Raw genomic sequence first — 14,632 nt, forward strand, 5'->3', positions numbered from 1 at the left:
TGAGCCACCCGCAAGGGGAAGGTGTCCGTCCGCATACTGGGCACTGCCTGGGCACCGAACCGGGCACGGCCTGGCCTTTCACCGGGCAGGCGGGCTCACTGGATCAAGGAATCGAAGCGAGGCGAGTGGTGGCGGAGCCGAAGCGCGGCGGCAGTGGGGCCGAGAGCGAGGGCCCCGAGGACCGCAAGCCGCAGTCGGACGAGGCGCGCAGCGCCTTCGCACCGCCGGCCGGGGTGGAGCAGCCGGAGCCGGCCGACGAGGACAGCCCGACCTCCGAGTTCGCCCTTCCGCCGGGGCTGACCACCGGGGAGCACCCCGTGGTGCCGGAGGCGTCGGCCTTCGACACCCCGAGCACCTACAGCACCCGCAACCCGCCGCCCGCGTTCACCCCGGCCCACGGCATGCCCACGGTCAGGCTGACCAAGGAGGCGCCCTGGCAGGACCGGATGCGCACGCTGCTGCGCATGCCGGTGGGCGACCGGCCCGTACCGGAGCCGGTGCAGCGGCACGACGAGGCCGGGCCCGCCGTGCCGCGCGTGCTGGACCTGACGCTGCGTATCGGGGAGCTGCTGCTCGCGGGCGGCGAGGGGGCCGAGGACGTCGAGGCGGCGATGTTCGGCGTCAGCCGGGCGTACGGGCTCGACCGCTGCGAGCCGAACGTCACCTTCACGCTGCTATCGATCTCGTACCAGCCGTCGCTGGTGGAGGATCCGGTGACGGCGAGCCGGACCGTGCGCCGCCGGGGCACCGACTACACCCGGCTGGCCGCGGTCTACCACCTCATCGACGACATCACGTCCCCGGACACCGACGTCACGCTGGAGGAGGCGTACCGCACGCTCGCGGAGATACGCCGCAACCGCCACCCGTACCCCGGCTGGGCACTGACCTCGGCCAGCGGGCTGCTGGCCGGCGCGGCCTCGGTGCTGGTCGGTGGTGGGCCCGTGGTGTTCCTGGCGGCCGCGATCGGAGCGATGCTCGGTGACCGGCTGGCGTGGCTGTGCGCGGGACGCGGGCTGCCGGAGTTCTACCAGTTCCTGGTGGCGGCGATGCCGCCCGCCGCGATAGGGGTGGCGCTCACGCTGGCGCCGACGACGACGATGTGGGACGTGCGGCCCTCCGCCGTGATCACCGGCGGGCTCTTCGCGCTGCTGCCGGGACGGGCCCTGGTCGCGGGCGTCCAGGACGGCCTGACCGGCTACTACATCACCGCCTCGGCGCGGCTGCTCGAAGTCATGTACTTCTTCATCGCGATCGTCATCGGCGTGCTGGTCGTGCTCTACCTGGGGGTGCAGCTGGACGCGGAGCTGCACGCGTCGACGGCGCTGGAGACGGTCGAGCGTCCGGTGACGCAGATCCTGGCGTCGATGCTGCTCTGTTTCGCCTTCGCGATCCTGCTCCAGCAGGAACGCAACACCGTGCTGATAGTGACGCTGAACGGCGGAGTGGCCTGGCTCGTCTACGGCGCGATGCACGACGTCGGTGAGATCTCGCAGGTGGCCGCGACGGCCGTCGCGGCCGGGCTCGTGGGGCTCTTCGGGCAGCTGTTCTCGCGCTACCAGTACGCCTCGGCGCTGCCGTACGTCACGGCGGCGATCGGACCGCTGCTGCCGGGTTCGGCGACGTACTTCGGTCTGCTGGCCATCGCGCAGAACGACCTGAACTCGGGGCTCGCGTCGCTGTCGAAGGCGGCGGCGCTGTCGCTCGCGATCGCCATCGGGGTGAACCTGGGTGGCGAGATCTCCCGGCTGTTCCTGAAGATGCCGGGGGCGGGGCGGGGGGCGAGCCGCCGCGCGGCCAAGCGGACGCGCGGCTTCTAGGTCTCGTACGGAGCGGATCCGGTCCTTGTGCGTACGCGGATCCGGCCCTCTCGGGTACACGTAGCGGATCCGGCCCTCGTACGTACGCGGATCCGCCCGGTCAGCGCTTGGCGTGGCGGCCGCGCTGGGGGGCCGGGGACGCGCCGTCGGCGGTCTCGGCCGCGGCGGCCTTCTTGCCCTTGCTGCGGGCGCGCAGGTACTCGACGACGATCGGGAGGACCGAGATCAGCACGATCAGGATCAGGATCGCCTCGATGTTCTTGTGGACGAAATCGATCTTGCCGAGCGAGGCGCCGAGCAGCGTGACGCCGGCGCCCCAGAGCACACCGCCGATGATGTTGAACGTGATGAACGAGCGGTAGTTCATCCGGCTGACGCCGGCGATGATCGGCGTGAAGGTGCGGACGATCGGCACGAAGCGGGCCAGGACCAGCGACTTCGGCCCGTACTTCTCGAAGAAGTCGTGGGCCTTCTCGACGTTCTCCTGCTTGAAGAGCCTGGAGTCCGGGCGCTTGAAGAGGGCGGGGCCGACCTTGCGGCCGAAGAGGTAGCCGACCTGGTCGCCGACGATCGCCGCGATGCAGACCAGGGTGCAGACCAGCCACAGCGGGGTGTCCAGGACCCCCGTGGTCACCAGCAGACCGGTGGTGAACAGCAGCGAGTCGCCGGGCAGGAAGAAGCCGATGAGCAGGCCGGACTCGGCGAAGACGATGACCAGCAGACCGATCAGGCCGAACTGCTCCAGCAGGTAGTCCGGATCCAGCCAGGCCGGTCCGAGCGCAAGCGTATTCATCGGGTACCGGCTCCAGGGTGGGATCGTCTGCGGCGGGGTTGCCGACCAAAGCTATCAACGTGGCCGGAGCACTCCTGGTTCCAGTAGGCGTTCCAGCGGCCGTTCCCGTGGGCCCCGGGGCGCTCCGGGACCCACATGGGCTGTTTGTCCTGCCGCTCGTTCCGCCGCGTTACGCGTGGCGGGCGGCGTTGGCCAGGATCGCCTCGCGCAGATAGGCGGCCAGGCCGGGCTCCGCCGCGTCGATGGAGGTGGTGAAGCGCTCGTCCGTGACGTACATCTCGGCGAGGCGGGTGTGCATGTCGTAACCGCAGTCGTAGTGATTGCCGCTGATCCAGGCGCGGTGCTCCTCGGCCAGGTCCATGGCCCGGACCGAGTCGGGTGCGGCGCCCTCCTCCATGGCGGCGACCAGGCGGGCGGTGTTCTCCTCACCCTCCGCCTTGATCCGCAGCCAGTCCTCCTTGGTGTACGACGCGGTCCTGCGCTGCGACTGCTTGTACGCCTCGCCGGTGCCCCAGCGCCGCTCGGCCTCCTCGGCGTACTGCTCGGGGTCGTGGTCGCCGAAGACCTCGAACTTCTCTTCCGGGGTGAGGCTGATGCCCATCTTCCGTGCCTCCAAGGCGGTTTCGACGGCGGCGGCCATCTCCTGCAGCTTCGCGATCCGGCCGGACAGCAGCTCGTGCTGGCGCCGCAGGTGTTCCTGCGGGTCCGCGTCCGGGTCGTCGAGGAGGGCCGCCACCTCGTCGAGCGGGAAGCCGAGCTCCCGGTGGAACAGGATCTGCTGCAACCGGTCGAGGTCGGCGTCGTCGTAGCGTCGATGGCCCGCGTGGCTGCGGCCGCTCGGGGAGAGCAGTCCGATCTCGTCGTAGTGGTGCAGTGTGCGCACGGTCACTCCGGTGAATCCGGCGACCTGTCCGACGGAGTAGCCCATCGCTTTCCGCTCCTTCTTCTTCTCGGTACGCGCCTCAGCCTGAGCCCTCACGTCACGTGAGGTGCAAGCCCCGGGCGCCGGCCGCCGGGGTCGGTCCCGGCACTCGCCCACCTCGAAGGTGTCCCACCGCAAGCCGCTGCCGTCAGAGGCGACCCCCGCCGTGTCCGCCCAGCCGGGCAGGCCGGTCCCGGACGGCACCCGAGGTACCTGGGCCGGCACTGGCACCGGTACTTGCGCCGGTGCCGTCGGTTGCCGTGCGCCCCGGTCACCCGGATCGCGCTCCCCCGTCGCACACCCCGCCAGCAGTGCCGACAGCGCCGACGCCGCGCGAACGGCGCCGGCGCTGTCGGCACTGCTGGTCTGAACGGCCTGCGCCTCGCAGCTCCCCGGTCTCGCGGGCTGCGGGCTGCGGGCTCGCGGTGGACCGCTTCTCCTTCCGGTACACCGCGAGACCGCGCCCGGGTCCCCCTTCTCGGGCCGTCTCTCCGAATGGCTCGGCCGCCCGTGCCGACGGCCGGCTCAGCCCCAGGTTTCGCCGCGCTCCAGCGCCACCAGCTCGAACGCCGTCCTGCCGTCCAGGCTCTCGCGGATGATGTCGGCGTGGCCGGCGTGCCGGGACATCTCGGTGATCAGCCGGAGCAGCAACCAGCGCATGGACACCCGCTGCCCGTCGGGGAACCAGGGCTCGTCGGGCAGCGGGAAGGTGTCGTCCAGGCTGGGTACGGAGCGGATGAAGTCGTCGGTCTGCCGGGCGGTCTTCTCCCAGTACGCCAGGCGGCTCTCGACCGTCTCGTCACCGACGAGACGGAAGCTCTCGTGCCAGTTCTCCTCGGACCGCTGGATCTCCGGTGCGACCTGCTTCGCCCGGGCCAGCCAGGCCTGCTCGGTCTCGGACACGTGCTTGAGGAGCCCGGAGAGCGAGAGCTCGCTCGCGCTCGGCCTCGTCGCCGCCTGCTCGTCCGTCAGGCCCAGCAGCGCCCGGCGGACACCGCCGCGCTCGGCGTCCAGGAAGGCCAGGAGCGCGCCGCGCTCGTCGCCGTGGGCCTCTGGGTTCACGTGTACGACCATGGTGTCCGCCTCTTGCCGAAGGGGGTTCAGGGACGCTGCCGTCCTGCTGACAAGAACCACGTTACGAACCCTTGAGGACAGCTTCTGTCCGCATCGATCCGCGCCGATCCGCGCCGGTCCGCGCCGAATCCGTGTCGACCCACGCCGGTCCGCGTCGGCCAGTGGCGGAAGGGGACGTCAGAAGGGGAACTTCCTCCGGCCGTGCTGCACCGAGATCCACTTCTGGGTGGTGAACGCCTCCACCGCCGACTCCCCGTTCAGCCGCCCGATCCCCGAGAGCTTCTCGCCGCCGAAGGCCACCTGCGGTTCGTCCTGCACGGTCGCGTCGTTGATGTGGATCATCCCGGTCTCGATCCGCTCGGCGAACCGCACGCCCCGCTCCAGGTTCCCCGTGTGCACCGCCCCGCTCAGCCCGTACCGGCTGTCGTTGGTCATCCGTACGGCCTCTTCCTCGCCGTCGAAGGGCAGCAGCAGCACCACGGGCCCGAAGATCTCCTGTTCCAGGACCGAGGAGCCGGCCGGCAGGTCGCTCAGTACGGTCGGCTCGACGAGGTTGCCGCGCACCGCGCCCCGCACGAGCGCGGTCGCGCCCTCCGCGAGCGCCTGCTCCACCAGCCCCGTCAGGGAGTCCGCCTGGAAGCTGTTGATGACCGGGCCGATGTGGGTCCCGGGGTCGGCCGGGTCGCCGGTCACCAGGGACCGTACCTTCGCGACGAACTTCTCCGTGAACTCCGCCTCCACCGACCGGTCCACCAGGATGCGGTTGGCGGCCATGCAGACCTGCCCCTGGTACACGAAGCGGCTGAAGACCGCGGCGTCCACCGCGTAGTCGATGTCCGCGTCGTCCAGCACCACCAGCGCGCTGTTGCCGCTCAGTTCGAGCACGGTGCGTTTGAAGTGGCTCGCGGCGACCGCGGCGACGTGCCGTCCCACCTTGTCGGAGCCCGCGAAGGAGATCACCTTCGGCACCCGGTGCTCTATCAGCGCGTCGCCGATCTCCGCTATGTCCGTGACGAGCACGTTGAGCAGCCCGGCCGGCAGCCCCGCGTCCTCGAAGATCCTGGCGATCAGGCCGCCGCCGACGACCGGCGTGTTCTGGTTCGGCTTGATCACGACCGCGTTGCCGAGCGCCAGCGCGGGGGCGACCGACTTGAGCGTCACCAGGAACGGGAAGTTGAAGGGGCTTATGACCCCGACGACGCCGACCGGCAGCCGGTGGACGCGGTTCTCCTTGCCCTCCACGGGCGAGGGCAGGATGACCGCCCCGGGGCGCAGCGCCGTCCGCATCGCCTCGCGCAGGAACTCCTTGGCGAGGCCGATCTCGTACGACGCCTTCAGCCGCGTACCGCCGAGCTCGTCGGTGATCGCCCCGGCGATCTCGTCCTCCCGCTCCTCCGTGATCCGCAGGGCGCGTTCGAGGACGTCCCTCCTGCGGTACGCGCTCGACGCGGCCCAGGCGGGCTGCGCGCGCTCCGCCGCCAGGTACGCCTCGTCGACCTCGTCCACCGAGGCCACCGTGATCGCGGCGAGCTTCTCCCCGCTGTAGGGGTTGAAGTCGATGATGTCCCACGAGCCGCCGCCGGTCCGCCACTCGCCGTCGATGTACTGGTGGGCCAGGTCGGTGAAGAAGGACATGCGATCCCTTACTGCAGGGTGAGCAGGTGCGGACTCCCGTCGGAACCTCATCCTACTGGCGGGTTACGTCAGTTGGAGCAGACCACGGAGCACGTCCCGGGACTCGGCGGGGCTCGGACTGTCCTTCTGGAGCCGCTCCATCACCCGTTCGTACAGGGCGACTTCCTCGGGCTTGTCCAGGTAGAGCGCGCTGGTGAGCTGCTCCAGGTAGACGAGGTCCGAGAGGTCCGACTCGGGGAACCGCAGCATCGTGAACGCACCGCTCTCGCCCGCGTGTCCGCCGAAGCTGAACGGCATGACCTGAAGCGTGACGTTCGGCTGCTCCGAGACCTCGATGAGGTGCCGCAACTGCTCCCGCATCACGGCCCGGTCGCCGTACGGGCGGCGCAGCGCGGCCTCGTCGAGCACGGCGTGGAAGTGCGGCGCGCGCTCGGACACGAGCACCTTCTGGCGCTCCAGACGCAGGGCCACCCTGCGGTCGGTCTCGGCGGCGCTCGCGTGGGGCATGCCGCGGGTGACGACCGCGTGGGCGTAACGCTCGGTCTGCAACAGGCCGTGGACGAACTGGACTTCGTAGATCCGGATGAGCGAGGCGGCGCCCTCCAGCCCGATGTATGTCTGGAACCAGCCGGGCAGTACGTCGCCGTAACTGTGCCACCAGCCCGCCACGTTGGCCTCCCGCGCCAGGCTCAGCAGAGACTCGCGCTCCGCCGTGTCCGTGACGCCGTAGAGGGTCAGCAGGTCCTCGACATCCCTGGCCTTGAAGCTCACCCGTCCCAACTCCATGCGGCTGATCTTCGATTCGGACGCTCGGATCGAGTAGCCGGCCGCCTCGCGGGTGACACCACGCGACTCGCGCAAACGCCTGAGCTGAGAACCCAGCAGGATGCGCCGCACCACGGAGCCGCTCGACTCGCCTGCGGTCACTTCTCCGGCCCTCCCCAGTCCGACAGTTCAGCAGCGGAAGCCCTCCCCCGGGCTCCAAGAGGCGCAGTCTGCCATCAAAACGCTTCACCCCGTACTCGTTCGGTTACAGAAATGGCAAGAGCCACACAAGGCGCCGAAAGAGGACAGCGGAAGAAATGTGCAAGAACTGTCACGGAAACGAACAGGTCCGGCACATGCACGTGCATCTGCCCTTGCATCTGCCGTACGCATTCGGAACCATGGGCCGCGCGTACCTGCATGCTCTTTCGTGCTGTCGCCGTACCACCGCCGCATCGCTACCGCCGTATCGCAACGACCGCGAATCCCGGGAGTGCCTCGCATGGGGACGAATGGATCGACCGTGCTCGAGCCGTTCGAGCCATTGAGGCAGGGCCTCCCACCGATCGACCCCGCGGCGGTCTCCAGCTCGGCCTCCTGCGCGCTGCCCGCCCGGTACGAGGCGGTGTGCGGCGCACGGCAGTTCACCAAGTCGACGCTGGCCCGGTGGGAACTCGGCGAGCGCTTCGACGACGTGGCCCTGGTCGTCTCCGAACTCGTCACCAATGCGCTGCGGCACGCCCTGCCGGCCGACGTCCCGCGTACGGGCGAGCAGGATCCGCCCGTACGGCTGCACCTGATGCGCTGGACCTCGCGTCTGGTGTGCGCGGTGCGCGACCCCAGCGACGAGAGTCCGGTGGCGCGCGAGGAGGACGACTTCTCCGCCGAGTCGGGGCGCGGCCTGTTCCTGGTCGACTCGTTCAGCGACAGCTGGGGCTGGCACCCGCTCGCCGGACGACCGAGCGGCAAGGTCGTCTGGGCGCTGTTCCGCCTGAGAGCCGAGTAGCGGTGCAGCTGGTAGCTGACCGTTGCCGCCGCGGCCGGTGGGTGGCCGCCGGCTTCCGGTCAGCCGCCGGCTGTCAGGTGGTCGAACTCGCCGCCCTTGACGCCGAGCAGCATCGCCTCGATCTCGGCGGGCGTGTAGACGAGAGCGGGCCCGTCCGGGTGGCGCGAATTGCGGACCGCCACATTCCCGCCCGGCAATTTGGCGAACTCCACACAGGAGCCCTGCGAGTTGCTGTGCCTGCTCTTCTGCCAGACCACCCCGTGGAGCTCTGTGGCCGCCATGCCGTTGTACGCGTGGTGCACAGGTCGCTCCCGGAAAGTGCAGATGTCAACTGCCCCGGATCATAGCTTTGTTCACTTGCTGATGCATGGGCAGATGCACGTGCACGCGGGGTGTTCCCTCGGTTACAGAATCCCCCGCTCAGCGCGAGGAGTACGGCAGGAGGGCCATCTCCCTGGCGTTCTTGACGGCACGTGACAGCTGCCGCTGCTGCTGGGCCGAGACCCTTGTCACACGGCGGCTGCGGATCCTGCCGCGATCCGAAATGAATTTCCGCAGCAGATCGGTGTCCTTGTAGTCAAGGTACGCAATACCCGCCTCGTCCAGCGGATTGGGGCGGTACTTGGCGGATTCGCGAGGGTCATTACCTCGGAACGGCCGGGACATCATGCCTCCAGAAGGGAATCAAAAGCGGACGGCAGGCGCTTCCACGCATCACGCCCCGCCGCGTATTCGGCGTCGGTCAGCAAGCAGGATTCGAGGAGTCCTTCGAGCCCGTCGCGGTCGAGCCCGGGGGACGTGAAGACCAGGTGCTGGCAGCAGTCCCCGTGCTCGGGGTGCCAGTCGAGTGCGGCCGCCGCCCTGCGGACCGGCGGGACCATCTCCCACGCGGCGTCCGGCAGCGACGCCAGCCACGGCCCCGCGCTCTCCACGCACAGCGCTCCGCCCGCCGCGTCCCACGCCATCAGCGTGTCCGGCCGGTCGGCGAGCCAGAAACGGCCCCGGCTGCGGGCCGCGGCGCAGGTCAGGTCCTCCAGCGCCGCGTACAGCCGCTCCGGGTGGAAGGGGCGGTCGCGGTGCCACACCAGCGTGGAGACGCCCCTGTCGTCCGCGTCCTGCGGAAGCAGCGCGCACGCCGGGTGCTGGCGGGTGGCCGCCGCCTCGATGTCGAAGCCGGCGAAGGCCGCCTCGGCCAGCTCGCCGGTCGCGGCCCGGACCCGGCGGGCCGTCGGGTGCAGCTGCACGAGGAGGGCTTCGTCCTGTTCGTCCGCCTCCTCGCTCTCGACGACGGCCAGGACCGGGGCGTACTCCAGCTGCCGCGCCCAGGTGTCCGCGACCGTCCTCCGGTCGGTGGCCGCCGCGGCCAGGCCGGCCTCCGCCAGGTCGTCGCCGCAGCCGAGACAGGGCAGGAGCAGCGCGGGGTCGACGGCGGTCATGACGGCGGTGAGGTCGAGTACGTCCCCGCCGTGCGCGACGACGACCTCGGCCATCGCCTTGGGCTCGACCGAGTCCCACAGCTCGACGACCGCGAGGCGGGTGAGGCCGCCGCCGGCCAGCCGCTCCAGCTCGGGCACGAGGTCTTCGCGCAGCGCGCAGCAGGCGCAGTCGTCGACCAGCGGCGCTTCGCCGGACGTGCATATGCCCCCGGCGTCGCGGACGGTACGGCGTACCGTCCCTTCGGCCGCGGTCGAGAGGTCGTGGTGCAGGGCGACGCTGCCGGGGACCCGGCTCAGCAGTTGCTCCACGACCTCCTTGCGGGCGTCCGAGTGCAATCCGCCGACGATGACGACCGGCAGTTTCGATGTCTCGCCGCTCACCGCTTCTTCGCCCCGTAGCGGCGCTCGAAGCGCTCCACGCGTCCGGCGGTGTCCAGCACGCGCGCCGTCCCCGTGTAGAAGGGGTGGCTCCGCGAGGAGATCTCCACGTCGACGACGGGGTACGAGCGGCCGTCCTCCCACTCCACCGTCTTGTCGCTGGTCATGGTGGAGCGGGTGAGGAAGGCGAAGCCGCCGGCCTTGTCGCGGAAGACGACGGGGCCGTACGGCGGGTGGATTCCGGGCTTCATGGAGTGATGCCCCCTTCTGGTCTGGCTGGTCCGGTCGGGCCGTGGTGCCGGTCAGCGCTCTTCGCGGAAGTCGACGTGGCGGCGGACCACCGGGTCGAACTTGCGGAGCGTCATGCGGTCGGGGTCGTTACGGCGGTTCTTGCGGGTCACATAGGTGTAGCCGGTCCCCGCCGTGGACCTGAGCCTGATGATCGGGCGGATCTCGTTGCGTGCCATGTGGTTAGTATATGGAAATGGTTCCCATTTTCAAGAAGGAGTGATCAGCCTTGTCCGCCCACTGCCAGCTGACCGGCGCCCAGCCGGGATTCGGCAACAACATCTCCCACTCGCACCGGCGCACCTCGCGCCGCTTCGACCCCAACATCCAGCGCAAGCGCTACTGGCTGGCGAGCGAGGGCCGCCAGGTGCGGCTCACGCTCAGCGCCAGGGCGGTCAAGACCGTCGACGTGATCGGCGTCGAGGCGGCCGTGGCCCGGATCCGCGCGCGGGGGGTGAAGGTCTGATGGCCAAGAAGAGCAAGATCGCCCGCAATGAGCGGCGCAAGGCCGTCGTCGAGCGGTACGCCGTGCGGCGGGCGGAGCTGAAGGAGATCCTCCGCAGGCCCGGAACGAGCGAGGCCGAGCGCCGGTCGGCGCGGGAGGAGCTGGCCCGCCAGCCGCGCGACGCGAGTCCGACGCGCGTACGCAACCGGGACAGCGTGGACGGCCGGCCCCGGGGCCACCTCGGGAAGTTCGGGCTGTCCCGGGTCCGGATGAGGGAACAGGCACACGCCGGTTTCCTCCCCGGTGTGCGCAAGTCCTCCTGGTAGCTTGGCGCGTTCGGACCTGACGAAACTGGGGAGCCCGGAGTGCGTGAGCACGTACGTACCACCGTCGCGGCGGCGGCCGTCGCGGCCGTCCTCGTCCTGACCGGCTGCAGCGGTGACAGCGGCGGCACGGACGGCGGCAAGAGCGAGGAGAAGGGCGGCGGCAGCGGGCAGAGCAGCACGCCGTCCGGCGGGGCCAAGGGGGCGGGGGCGTCGGCGGACGTCACCGGGTCCTGGATCGCGACGACCGACGGCAAGGTCGTCGCGCTGATCGTCCAGGGGTCCGACGCGGCCGTCGCGGGTGAGCACGTCTGCTCCGGCAAGGTCAACAAGGAGGACACGGTGACGCTGGACCTGAGGTGCGGGGACGGCAACACCGACCGTACGGCCGGGCTGGTCACGCCGGGGGCCGACGGCGGCACCCTCACGGTGAAGTGGGACAGCGGGCTCAAGGACTCCTTCAGGAAGTCCGCCGGTGGCGCGCTGCCGGAGGGGATTCCCACGGACGTGCCGAAGCTGCCGGGTTCCTGACGGGCGGTCGGCCGGCCGGTCGGTCGGCCGGTCGGCCGGGCCGGGTCGCGCGTGGGCCGCGGTTCCCTCACGGGGCCGCGGCCCTTCGTCGTCCGGGGTCCGCGACAGGTCGTCCAGGGCGACGCCGCTCCCTGTGCGACCCGCCCCTCGCGCCGGTGGGCCGGGCCGCGGCCGGTGGGTGGTGTCAGCGGGTGATGCCGGGGCGGCCGGGCATTTTCGCCCGGTCGGCGGCGGCCGTGCCGTGTTCCCAGCCCGCGTGGTCGTCGACGCCCCGTACCCGCGTCGATGTCGTCTGCGGGAACATCCGCTCCGCGCGGTCCTCCACCGCCACGTCCCGCGCCGCCAGCACCGGCAGCAGCGAACCGCCGGCCTCCTCGGTCACGTGCCGCGTCGCCTCGGACAGGCGGTGGCCCACCCGGCTCGCGTACGCCGTCAGGAACGCCTGGCGGAACGCCCTGGTGCGCTTGCGGCCGGCCGCGCGCTGGGCCGCCTCCGCGCGGGTCATCGCCGTGGTGCCCTGCACGAGGAGGGAGGTGTAGAGCAGTTCCACGGCTTCGAGGTCGGGTTCGAAACCGATGACGGTGGAGAAGCCCAGGGCGCTGTTCCACACCGCGCGGCAGCGGTTCGCGGAGGCGGCGGCGTCGAGGAGGATCGCCTTGGCCGTCTCGTACGGGGCGTCGACGCCGATCCGGCAGGCGGCCGGCGCGTCACCGGTGTGGCCCTGGGCGGCGAGCAGCGCGGCGTCGATGCTGTGGCGCGCCATCAGCTCCTGCGCCTTGGCGGTCAGGGCTTCCGCCTCGTCGGGGTAGTCGGTGGCCTCCGCCTTGGCCAGCAGCGCGCGGATGCGGGTGAGCATGCGCGGTTCGCCGGGGGTGGCGGGTGAGTGCGGGCGCGCGCGGACGGGGTCGCCCGGGGGCGGGCCCACCGGCTCGATCACGGGGAGGCGGATCAGGAGGCGGAAGAGTTCGAGGAGCGCTGTGGCGAGGGAGAAGCGGTCCGTCCGCTCACGGGCGGCGAGCGCGTCGGCGTAACGGTCGTCACTGCCCCACCAGGGTTCCGTCGCCGTCAGATCGCGCAGCTGCGCCTCCCAGCGGGGGGCCGTTGTGGCGTACCTGCGGTTCTCGGCCGCGATCAGGTCGGTCGTCAGGCGCACGTGCAGGTCGTCGAGGTCGCGCCGGACGACGCGGACGACGTCGGCGGGCTGCCAGCCACGCTCCCAGGCCCGGCGTACGGACTCCTCGCCCCGGCGCAGGAGCTCACGGCCCGCGTCGGACCAGGGCGCGGCGGCGACGAGGGAGGCGCCGAGGTCGAGGCCCGCGTCGTCCTCGGCGTACACCGCTGCCGCGACCGCCTTCTCGATCTGTTCCATCAGCGGGTTCCCGCCGCTGGTCCGGCGACGGCCGGGATGCCGTGGTCCTTCCGCGGTTCGCCGCAGCCGGCCACGGGCCCGGTGGTTGTTCTCCTGTGCTCCGCTGACATCGGAGTGCCTCCTTACGCGACCGCGCGCCGCCACCGACGATGGTCCCAGTTGCGGACAGGAATCACGAACAGGGGGGAGAGCCGTCCCGCCGGGGGAGGAGGAGCACCGGCTTGCCGCCCGTGGTTCCCGGCCCGCTCGGCCCGTACGGCTTCCCGGTCGCTGTGAGCCGCAGCACTCCGGGGCCGTCGAACCGGCCGAAAACGTTCGCGCGCAGGGAGTTCTTCCCTGTGGGGATCATCACCCGGCCTCTCAGCGCTGTCCCTGCCCCGCCCAGGCGGGGCCCGCCTTCTGGCCGGTTCGGCCTCTCCGGAAGGCGGGCCGGCGGGCAGGATCGCCGCCTTACGCTGTCTGCCATGGAGCCGATGGCCGACAGGAACGCAGAAACCGCCGCTCTCACCGCTGCCGCCGAGGTGATCGGCGCACCGCTGGAGCAGGTGCACGGGAAGCTGTCGGCCGTGCTGGGCGGGATCGTCGCGCACCGCGCTTCCGCCGAGCTGTCCGGCGGGCGCGCGCACTCCCCCTTCACGGCGCACGGCGAGCCGGACCTCGCGGGCCGTGTCACCGGCTCCGAGCTGGCGGCGATCGCCGACGGTGTGCGGGCCGGGCGGCCCTGGCAGGGGCAGGCCCGTATCGCCGGGGACGAGCGTCCCGTACTGGCCGTGTCCGGGGCCGGTGACGGTGACGCGACGGCTCGCGGTGCGCTGCTCGTGCTCGTACGGACGGAGGACGCCCCGGTGCCGGAGGCCGACGCCGCCACCGTCCAGGCGTTCTGGGACCTCGTCACCGGCCACCTGGACCGCTTCTCCACCGAGGCCGTGCCCGGCCCGCTCGCCCCGTCGCGCACCGCCGCCGGCGAACGGGCGCGCGCCGTCGCCGAGCTGGGCGAGGCGCACGCCGCGGCCCTGACCGCCCTGCTGGGCGTACTGCGCAGCCGCGCCCTCGACGACACGGCGGCCCGCGCCCACGCCACCGAGCTCGCCGTGACCTCGCTGGTCGAGCTGCGCGCCGAAGCGGAACGGGACCAGGCCGTCACCGAAGAGCCCGCCGACCAGGCCTTCGCCCGCCTCGCGCAGTCGCTGCGCCCGCTGCTGAGCCACGGTCCGGTCCGGTTGGAACTCGGTCCGCCCGGCGACAGCCGTCCGCTGGCCGCCGACGTCGCGCACGCGGCGCGTGCGGTCGTACGGGCCGTGGTCCTCGCCGTACTGGAGCAGCATCCGCTCGACCGCGTCCACGTCGGCTGGCAGATCGGCGACGGGGGCGTACACGGCTCCCCGGGCACCGAGCTGCGCGCGACCGTACGGGACGACGGCCCCGGCGACCTGACCCGCGACGCCGTCGCCGTCCACCGCGTGGGTGAACGGCTCGCCGCGCTCGGCGGCCGCCTGGACGTCGACGCGGTGCCCGGCTGGGGCAGCACGGTCACGGCGGTTCTCCCGCTGGGCACGCCGGAGGCCGCGCCCGGCGATCCGCTGGCGGTGCTCGGGGCGCGCGAGCGGGAGGTGCTCACGCGTCTCGCGCGGGGGCACCGGAACCGGGCCATCGCGCAGGAACTGCAGATCAGCGAGTCCACGGTGAAGTTCCACGTGGCGAACATCCTCAGCAAGCTGAGCGTCAGCACGCGCGGTGAGGCCGCCGCCCTGGCGCACACGCTGCGGGCGGCCTGACCGGGCGCCGCGAATCGCTCCGGACCCCGCCGTCTTCGGACCCCGCCGGTGAACGGCCGTTGTCAGTGCCGG

General features: G+C 71.5%; 17 protein-coding genes. 6 read left to right on the plus strand and 11 right to left on the minus strand.

The features are described 5' to 3' along the window. Positions 1–125: 125 nt before the first annotated feature. Positions 126–1,820: a threonine/serine exporter family protein gene (locus tag ABD374_RS15030; RefSeq protein WP_344495338.1), complete on the plus strand. Its 1,695-nt coding sequence runs from the start codon at positions 126–128 to the stop codon at positions 1,818–1,820. Between the two features lie 100 nt (positions 1,821–1,920). Here the strand turns inward: ABD374_RS15030 and ABD374_RS15035 are convergent, their stop codons facing one another. From ABD374_RS15035 to ABD374_RS15055, 5 genes are all read right to left on the minus strand, one after another. Beyond that, on the minus strand, positions 1,921–2,613 hold the full coding sequence (locus ABD374_RS15035; RefSeq protein WP_344495340.1) for a DedA family protein: 693 nt from the start codon (positions 2,611–2,613) through the stop codon (positions 1,921–1,923). Between the two features lie 169 nt (positions 2,614–2,782). Further along, a complete protein-coding gene (locus ABD374_RS15040; protein WP_344495414.1) occupies positions 2,783–3,541 on the minus strand; it encodes a MerR family transcriptional regulator in 759 nt (252 codons plus the stop codon). 519 nt (positions 3,542–4,060) lie between these two features. Beyond that, positions 4,061–4,609 (minus strand): DinB family protein, encoded by a 549-nt coding sequence (locus ABD374_RS15045; protein ID WP_344495342.1) that lies wholly within the window; start codon positions 4,607–4,609, stop codon positions 4,061–4,063. A gap of 177 nt (positions 4,610–4,786) precedes the next feature. Beyond that, positions 4,787–6,244, minus strand: coding sequence for an aldehyde dehydrogenase family protein (locus ABD374_RS15050; RefSeq protein ID WP_344495344.1), 1,458 nt, complete (start codon positions 6,242–6,244; stop codon positions 4,787–4,789). Between the two features lie 63 nt (positions 6,245–6,307). Continuing rightward, entirely contained in the window at positions 6,308–7,171 is an 864-nt protein-coding gene (locus tag ABD374_RS15055) for a helix-turn-helix domain-containing protein (RefSeq protein WP_344495346.1), read from the minus strand. A gap of 340 nt (positions 7,172–7,511) precedes the next feature. Between ABD374_RS15055 and ABD374_RS15060 the strand changes: the two genes are divergently transcribed. After that, positions 7,512–8,015, plus strand: coding sequence for an ATP-binding protein (locus tag ABD374_RS15060; RefSeq protein WP_344495348.1), 504 nt, complete (start codon positions 7,512–7,514; stop codon positions 8,013–8,015). A gap of 59 nt (positions 8,016–8,074) precedes the next feature. On the opposite strand, the gene ABD374_RS15065 is transcribed toward ABD374_RS15060, so the two are convergent. The 5 genes from ABD374_RS15065 to rpmG all read right to left on the minus strand — a co-directional run bounded on the left by ABD374_RS15065 (position 8,075) and on the right by rpmG (position 10,296). Continuing rightward, positions 8,075–8,317, minus strand: a complete 243-nt coding sequence (locus ABD374_RS15065) for a DUF397 domain-containing protein (RefSeq protein ID WP_344495350.1) — start codon at positions 8,315–8,317, stop codon at positions 8,075–8,077. Positions 8,318–8,435: 118 nt separating this feature from the next. Next, the gene (gene rpsR / locus ABD374_RS15070) at positions 8,436–8,681 is read right to left on the minus strand and encodes a 30S ribosomal protein S18 (RefSeq protein ID WP_344495352.1); all 246 of its coding nucleotides are present in this window, start codon (positions 8,679–8,681) and stop codon (positions 8,436–8,438) included. Then, a complete protein-coding gene (locus tag ABD374_RS15075) occupies positions 8,681–9,832 on the minus strand; it encodes a CobW family GTP-binding protein (protein WP_344495354.1) in 1,152 nt (383 codons plus the stop codon). The genes rpsR and ABD374_RS15075 overlap by 1 nt, the downstream gene beginning before the upstream one ends. Then, positions 9,829–10,080 (minus strand): type B 50S ribosomal protein L31, encoded by a 252-nt coding sequence (locus tag ABD374_RS15080; RefSeq protein WP_344495356.1) that lies wholly within the window; start codon positions 10,078–10,080, stop codon positions 9,829–9,831. The genes ABD374_RS15075 and ABD374_RS15080 overlap by 4 nt, the downstream gene beginning before the upstream one ends. A 51-nt stretch (positions 10,081–10,131) precedes the next feature. Continuing rightward, complete coding sequence (gene rpmG / locus ABD374_RS15085; RefSeq protein ID WP_093799764.1) at positions 10,132–10,296, minus strand: 50S ribosomal protein L33; 165 nt, start codon at positions 10,294–10,296, stop codon at positions 10,132–10,134. Between the two features lie 50 nt (positions 10,297–10,346). Here rpmG and rpmB point away from each other — a divergent pair, with 50 nt between their 5' ends. From rpmB to ABD374_RS15100, 3 genes are read left to right on the plus strand one after another with little or no spacing between them, the layout of a single operon-like run. Then, positions 10,347–10,583, plus strand: coding sequence for a 50S ribosomal protein L28 (gene rpmB, locus ABD374_RS15090; protein WP_344495358.1), 237 nt, complete (start codon positions 10,347–10,349; stop codon positions 10,581–10,583). After that, positions 10,583–10,888: a 30S ribosomal protein S14 gene (rpsN, locus tag ABD374_RS15095; protein WP_344495360.1), complete on the plus strand. Its 306-nt coding sequence runs from the start codon at positions 10,583–10,585 to the stop codon at positions 10,886–10,888. The genes rpmB and rpsN overlap by 1 nt, the downstream gene beginning before the upstream one ends. A 39-nt stretch (positions 10,889–10,927) precedes the next feature. Beyond that, a complete protein-coding gene (locus ABD374_RS15100; protein ID WP_344495362.1) occupies positions 10,928–11,416 on the plus strand; it encodes a hypothetical protein in 489 nt (162 codons plus the stop codon). Between the two features lie 184 nt (positions 11,417–11,600). Here ABD374_RS15100 and ABD374_RS15105 read toward each other — a convergent pair whose 3' ends face one another. Beyond that, positions 11,601–12,785 carry a DUF2786 domain-containing protein gene (locus ABD374_RS15105; protein ID WP_344495364.1) on the minus strand — a complete coding sequence of 395 codons (1,185 nt, stop codon included), beginning with the start codon at positions 12,783–12,785 and terminating at the stop codon, positions 11,601–11,603. A 464-nt stretch (positions 12,786–13,249) separates the two neighbouring features. On the opposite strand from ABD374_RS15105, the gene ABD374_RS15110 reads away from it, so the two are divergent. Further along, positions 13,250–14,560 carry a helix-turn-helix transcriptional regulator gene (locus ABD374_RS15110; protein ID WP_344495366.1) on the plus strand — a complete coding sequence of 437 codons (1,311 nt, stop codon included), beginning with the start codon at positions 13,250–13,252 and terminating at the stop codon, positions 14,558–14,560. Positions 14,561–14,632: the final 72 nt, after the last annotated feature.

This window comes from Streptomyces enissocaesilis, assembly GCF_039533765.1.
Taxonomy (GTDB): domain Bacteria; phylum Actinomycetota; class Actinomycetes; order Streptomycetales; family Streptomycetaceae; genus Streptomyces; species Streptomyces enissocaesilis.

Coding starts and splice junctions, on each gene's coding strand:
- ABD374_RS15040 (WP_344495414.1), bottom strand. CDS start 3,541: ATGGGCTACTCCGTCGGACAGGTCGCCGGATTCACCGGAGTGACCGTG.
- ABD374_RS15060 (WP_344495348.1), top strand. CDS start 7,512: ATGGGGACGAATGGATCGACCGTGCTCGAGCCGTTCGAGCCATTGAGG.
- rpsN (WP_344495360.1), top strand. CDS start 10,583: ATGGCCAAGAAGAGCAAGATCGCCCGCAATGAGCGGCGCAAGGCCGTC.
- rpmG (WP_093799764.1), bottom strand. CDS start 10,296: ATGGCACGCAACGAGATCCGCCCGATCATCAGGCTCAGGTCCACGGCG.
- ABD374_RS15050 (WP_344495344.1), bottom strand. CDS start 6,244: ATGTCCTTCTTCACCGACCTGGCCCACCAGTACATCGACGGCGAGTGG.
- ABD374_RS15110 (WP_344495366.1), top strand. CDS start 13,250: ATGGAGCCGATGGCCGACAGGAACGCAGAAACCGCCGCTCTCACCGCT.
- ABD374_RS15105 (WP_344495364.1), bottom strand. CDS start 12,785: ATGGAACAGATCGAGAAGGCGGTCGCGGCAGCGGTGTACGCCGAGGAC.
- rpsR (WP_344495352.1), bottom strand. CDS start 8,681: ATGTCCCGGCCGTTCCGAGGTAATGACCCTCGCGAATCCGCCAAGTAC.
- ABD374_RS15035 (WP_344495340.1), bottom strand. CDS start 2,613: ATGAATACGCTTGCGCTCGGACCGGCCTGGCTGGATCCGGACTACCTG.
- ABD374_RS15045 (WP_344495342.1), bottom strand. CDS start 4,609: ATGGTCGTACACGTGAACCCAGAGGCCCACGGCGACGAGCGCGGCGCG.
- ABD374_RS15080 (WP_344495356.1), bottom strand. CDS start 10,080: ATGAAGCCCGGAATCCACCCGCCGTACGGCCCCGTCGTCTTCCGCGAC.